Source organism: Mesorhizobium sp. M7A.F.Ca.AU.002.02.1.1 (assembly GCF_003998535.1).
In the GTDB taxonomy this organism is placed as follows: Bacteria; Pseudomonadota; Alphaproteobacteria; order Rhizobiales; family Rhizobiaceae; genus Mesorhizobium; species Mesorhizobium ciceri.
In genome coordinates this window covers 1-5,042 of sequence record NZ_RZPB01000457.1, presented here as the reverse complement: position 1 = coordinate 5,042, position 5,042 = coordinate 1, and the positions used below count along the sequence as shown (strand labels likewise).

At 62.3% G+C, this 5,042-nt stretch carries 5 protein-coding genes; 1 reads left to right on the top strand and 4 read right to left on the bottom strand.

From position 1 onward, the window contains the following. A partial coding sequence (locus EN879_RS23965) for a gamma-glutamyl-gamma-aminobutyrate hydrolase family protein (protein WP_164774548.1) occupies positions 1-189 on the bottom strand: 189 nt, incomplete at its 3' end. A gap of 263 nt (positions 190-452) precedes the next feature. Here EN879_RS23965 and EN879_RS23960 point away from each other — a divergent pair. Next, positions 453-1,562, top strand: coding sequence for a TRAP transporter substrate-binding protein (locus EN879_RS23960; RefSeq protein ID WP_013528215.1), 1,110 nt, complete (start codon positions 453-455; stop codon positions 1,560-1,562). Positions 1,563-1,647: 85 nt separating this feature from the next. Here EN879_RS23960 and EN879_RS23955 read toward each other — a convergent pair whose 3' ends face one another. The 3 genes from EN879_RS23955 to EN879_RS23945 all read right to left on the bottom strand — a co-directional run. Beyond that, positions 1,648-2,676 carry a zinc-dependent alcohol dehydrogenase family protein gene (locus EN879_RS23955; RefSeq protein WP_063170440.1) on the bottom strand — a complete coding sequence of 343 codons (1,029 nt, stop codon included), beginning with the start codon at positions 2,674-2,676 and terminating at the stop codon, positions 1,648-1,650. An 18-nt stretch (positions 2,677-2,694) separates the two neighbouring features. Beyond that, positions 2,695-4,479: a TRAP transporter large permease subunit gene (locus EN879_RS23950; RefSeq protein WP_174299056.1), complete on the bottom strand. Its 1,785-nt coding sequence runs from the start codon at positions 4,477-4,479 to the stop codon at positions 2,695-2,697. Further along, a partial coding sequence (locus EN879_RS23945; protein ID WP_245493857.1) for a TRAP transporter small permease subunit occupies positions 4,476-5,042 on the bottom strand: 567 nt, incomplete at its 5' end. The genes EN879_RS23945 and EN879_RS23950, both read right to left, overlap by 4 nt.

Sequence of the window (5,042 nt, the reverse complement as noted above, 5' to 3'; positions counted from 1 at the left end):
GACCATGACGCCGTCGACCGACGACAGGAGTTCGTCGAAATCGAGCCGGTCGCCGAACGATGGCACCAGCACCGGGAACACGCCGGCGCCGGTGATCGCCGCTTCCAGATATTGTTGTGGGGCGGCGTGCCAGGTGTAGTTGTCGAACTGACGGACGTCGGTCGATATGGCGACGAGCGGCTGATGCATTTGGGCTCTGTGTTCCATTTGGGCAAGGGATACCTGCCTTCAAAATAGGCGATCCCACGTTATTTTTCCATGCCAAGTTTCGGCGTGTCGCATGGGCCACGAAACGGCCTGTTAGACTATAGTTGCAGTGCAGCCGGGCTTCGCCGTCAAATGGGGCCGGCCTGCTGGACTCGACTTCTTGCCTGTGTATTGTCTCGAACGAACCGACACGGAAACCGAGGATTTTCTGACGTCGGCCTGTTGATCCAAAAGGGAGGAACTTCATGGATCGTCGTTCATTCATTCGCAAGGCCGGTGTCACCGGCGTCGGTGCCGCGGCGGCGGCGGCCACGCTGGCGGCGCCTGCAATCGCCCAGTCCAATCCCAAGGTGACATGGCGGCTGGCGTCGTCCTTCCCGAAGTCGCTCGACACCATCTATGGCGGCGCCGAGGTGTTCTCGAAGATGCTGTCGGAAGCCACCGACGGCAATTTCCAGATCCAGGTTTTTGCTGCCGGTGAGCTGGTGCCTGGCCTGCAGGCCGCCGACGCCACCACGGCCGGCACGGTCGAGGCCTGCCATACGGTGGCATATTACTACTGGGGCAAGGACCCGACATGGGCGCTCGGTGCGGCGGTTCCCTTTTCGCTCAACGCACGCGGCATGAATGCCTGGCATTACCATGGTGGCGGCATCGACCTGTTCAACGAGTTTCTCGCCACGCAGGGCCTTTTCGGCCTGCCGGGCGGCAACACCGGCGTGCAGATGGGTGGCTGGTTCCGAAAGGAAATCAACACGGTGGCCGACCTTTCCGGCCTCAAGATGCGAATCGGCGGTTTTGCCGGCAAGGTGGTGCAGAAACTCGGCGTCGTGCCGCAGCAGATCGCCGGCGGCGACATCTATCCGGCGTTGGAAAAAGGCACCATCGACGCGGCCGAATGGGTCGGCCCCTATGACGACGAGAAGCTCGGCTTCTACAAGGTGGCGCCCTATTATTACTATCCCGGCTGGTGGGAGGGCGGCCCGACCGTCCACCTGATGTTCAACAAGGCGAAGTACGAAGAGCTTTCGCCAACGTACAAGTCGCTGCTGCACACTGCCGCGCAGGCGGCCGACGCCAACATGCTGCAGAAATACGATTATCTGAACCCTGCGGCGGTGAAGCGGCTGGTGGCCGGCGGCGCGAAACTGCGCCCGTTCAGCCAGGAGATCATGGCCGCCTGCTTCGAAAAGGCCAACGAGGTCTATACCGAAATGGAAGCTTCCAACGCCCCGTTCAAGAAGATCTGGGAATCGATCAAGGGCTTCCGCAAGGAGCATTATCTCTGGGCACAGGTGGCCGAATACAATTACGACACCTTCATGATGGTCCAGCAGCGCAACGGCAAGCTGTAGTCGTTTGTACTTCTGCTCAAAAGCTCTCTGGGCGGACCCCGCTTAGAGAGCTTTTCTGTATATGCCGGGAGGCGAAGCCGGCGGTTCAGCCGCGGCGCGGCACCACCAGAACCTTGACCTCGCCGGGCGCCGGCGGATTGGCGATCACCGCTGGCGCTTCTTCAAGCGACACCTGCCTGGAGATCAGCCTGTCGATCTCGACCGCACCGGAAGCGATGAGTTCGGCGGCGCGGCGATGGGTGTAGGGATTGAGGAAGGAACCGAGCACCTTCAGTTCCCGGAACAACAGGTCGAACGGCTCGAATTCCGCTTTCATGCCTTGCGGCGTCACGCCGACAATGACGACCGTGCCGCCGGCTCGGGCCAGGCGCATGGACTGCTCGACGGTCTCTCGCACGCCGGCGCATTCGAAGACGACGTCGACGCCACCTGGCGCCAGACCGGCCGGTCCGGCGATCGCATCGATGACATCGGTGGCTGTCGGATCGATCGTCGCTGTCGCGCCGAGGTCCTCGGCGAGGGCGCGCCGCGAAGCCTGCCTGGTCGACAGGATGATGGTCGTGGCTCCCGCCAGTCTTGCCAGCTGCACGGTGAGCAGGCCGATCACGCCGCCGCCAAGCACGACCACCGAGCTGCCCGGTTTGATACCGGCAAGGTCGACGCCGTGCAGGCAACAGCCGAGCGGCTCGCAGAAGGCACCGTGCAGGGGGTTCAGGCCTGCAGGCAGGACGAAAGCCTGCTTCTGCGGCAAGGCAAGATATTCGGCAAAGCCGCCGTCGCGATGAATGCCGATCGCGCACAGATTGCTGCAGAGATTGACTTGTCCCGCGTGACAGTGTGCGCAGCGCCCACAGGCTATGTTGGGGTCGCCGGTAACACGATCGCCGATGGCAAAACCCGAGACCGATGTTCCGATCGCCTCGACGATGCCGGAAAACTCATGGCCGGGCGTCACCGGTGGCGTGCAGGGAAATTCACCGTGAAACAGATGCCGGTCCGTGCCGCAGACGCCGCAGGCTTCGATGCGCACCAGTAGCTCATCCGCACCGATGTCAGGCATGTCGACGTCGCGCAGCGTGATGCCGCCCACTGCTTCCAGCCGCACCGCTTTCATGGTCTTGACCATGCCGGTTCAGTTGAAGCTTGGCGGTTGCGACAGGTCGGGCTGTGGCGCTGCCGGCTTTGCCGGTGTCGGATCGCCGAAACTGGGCGGTTGCGAAAGGTCAGGAGCGGCCGGCGCCGTGGCGCCACCAGCGGGCGCCGCTCCATCCGCCGGCGGCGTGCCCAGCGGCGACAGGCCGGGCACCTCCGGTACCTTGTAGTCGATGGTGCCCGGATCGACGGTCGTTCCCTTGTAGTGCATCACCATTTGCGGGAAGGCGATGGTCAGCCCGATCATGATCACCTGGATGCAGACAAAGGGCACCGCGCCCCAATAGATCTGGCCGGTCGTCACCGGCGCGATTTGTTTGCCGGTGAGACGATCGAGATAGGGCACGCGCGCGGCCACCGAACGCAGATAGAACAGCGCGAAGCCGAAGGGCGGGTGCATGAAGCTGGTCTGCATGTTGACGCCCAGGAGCACGCCGAACCAGATCAGGTCGATACCGAGCTTGTCGGCGGCGGGCGCCAGCAGCGGTACGATGATGAACGCCAGTTCGAAGAAATCGAGGAAGAAGGCGAGGAAGAAGACGAGCATGTTGACGCCGATCAGGAAGCCGACCTCGCCGCCCGGCAGCGACGTCAAAAGGTGCTCGACCCAGATGTGGCCGTTGACGCCGTAGAAGGTCAGCGAGAACACCCGTGCGCCGATCAGGATGAACAGCACGAAGGACGACAGCCTTGTCGTCGAGGCCAGTGCCTGCTTAACGACGTCAAGCGACAAGCGCCCCTTGGCCGCCGCCATGAACAAGGCGCCGACCGAGCCCATGGCGCCGCCTTCGGTCGGCGTGGCGATGCCCAGGAAGATGGTGCCCAGCACCAGGAAGATCAGCGCCAGTGGCGGGATCAGCACGATGATCACCTGCTGCGCTAGCCTGGACATCATGTTGAAGTTCAGGCGCTTGTCGGCAATGGCGACGATGTAGATGAACAGCACCCCGGCAGTCGCGCCAAGAATGTCGGCATTGTCGCCATGCGCCGGCGCCAGATAACGATATGCCGCGTAGGAAACCGCCGATGTGACCAGCAAAGCCACCAGCAGCGACATCACGCCATGGCCAAGTGTACGGGCCTCGAGCGGCAGCGCCGGCATCGAGTTCGGCCGGATGATCGACATGATCAGGATATAGGACATATAGAGGCCGGTGAGCACGAGGCCCGGGATCAACGCGCCCGCGTACATATCGCCGACCGAGCGGCCGAGCTGGTCGGCAAGCACGATCAGCACCAGCGACGGCGGGATGATCTGGGCAAGCGTGCCGGAGGCGGCAATGACACCGGATGCGAGCCGGCGGTCATAGCCATAGCGCAGCATGATCGGCAGCGAGATCAGGCCCATGGCGATGACGGAAGCCGCCACCACGCCGGTGGTCGCCGCTAAAAGCGCGCCGACGAAGATCACGGCGTAGGCGAGGCCGCCGCGGATTGGCCCGAACAGCTGGCCGATCGTGTCGAGCAGGTCTTCGGCCATGCCCGACCGCTCGAGCACGATGCCCATGAAGGTGAAGAACGGGATGGCCAGCAGCGTGTCGTTCGACATCACCCGGCTGCCGTAGAAATTATCCGGCAATGCGTGCAGGAGCGGCCAGGCGAGGTTGATCGATCCTCCGGAATAGGGAGACAGCAGCACGCCGATGAAGAAGAACATCAAGCCGTTGGCGGCCAAGGAAAAAGCGACGGGGTAGCCGATCAGCAGGAAGATGATCAGCGAAGCGAACATGATCGGCGCCATGTTCTGCGCGATGAACTCCATCACGAACGCACCTCGTCGGCCAGCGCCTTGGCTTCGAGTTCGGCCTGCTCATGCACCGATATGAAGGGATTGGGGTCGTCCATGTCTCCGCGCATGATGGCGATCTTCTTGATGATCTCGGAGATGCCCTGCAGCGCCAGCAGGAAAAACCCGACGAGCAGGATGGCCTTGGCGGGCCAGATGATCAGGCCGCCGGAATTGTTGGACATCTCGCCGCTGCGAAACGACAGCGACACATAAGGAACGAAATAGATCACCATCAGCGTCACGAACGGCATCAGAAAAAAGACATGCCCGAAAAGGTCGATCCAGTGCTGCACGCGGCGTGGAAACAGGCCGTAGACGACGTCGATGCGGATATGTTCGTTCTGCTTCAGCGTATAGGCGGCGGCCAGCATGAAGGCGGCGCCGAACAGATACCATTGCAGCTCGAGCCAAGCGTTCGAGGATATGTCGAACACCTTGCGGATAATGGCGTTGGCGGCGCTCACCAGGATCGCCAGCAGGATCAGCCACGATATCCATTTGCCGATGAACTCGTTGGCGCGATCAATAGTCCTGGATAG

Coding starts and splice junctions, on each gene's coding strand:
- EN879_RS23960 (WP_013528215.1), top strand. CDS start 453: ATGGATCGTCGTTCATTCATTCGCAAGGCCGGTGTCACCGGCGTCGGT.
- EN879_RS23955 (WP_063170440.1), bottom strand. CDS start 2,676: ATGAAAGCGGTGCGGCTGGAAGCAGTGGGCGGCATCACGCTGCGCGAC.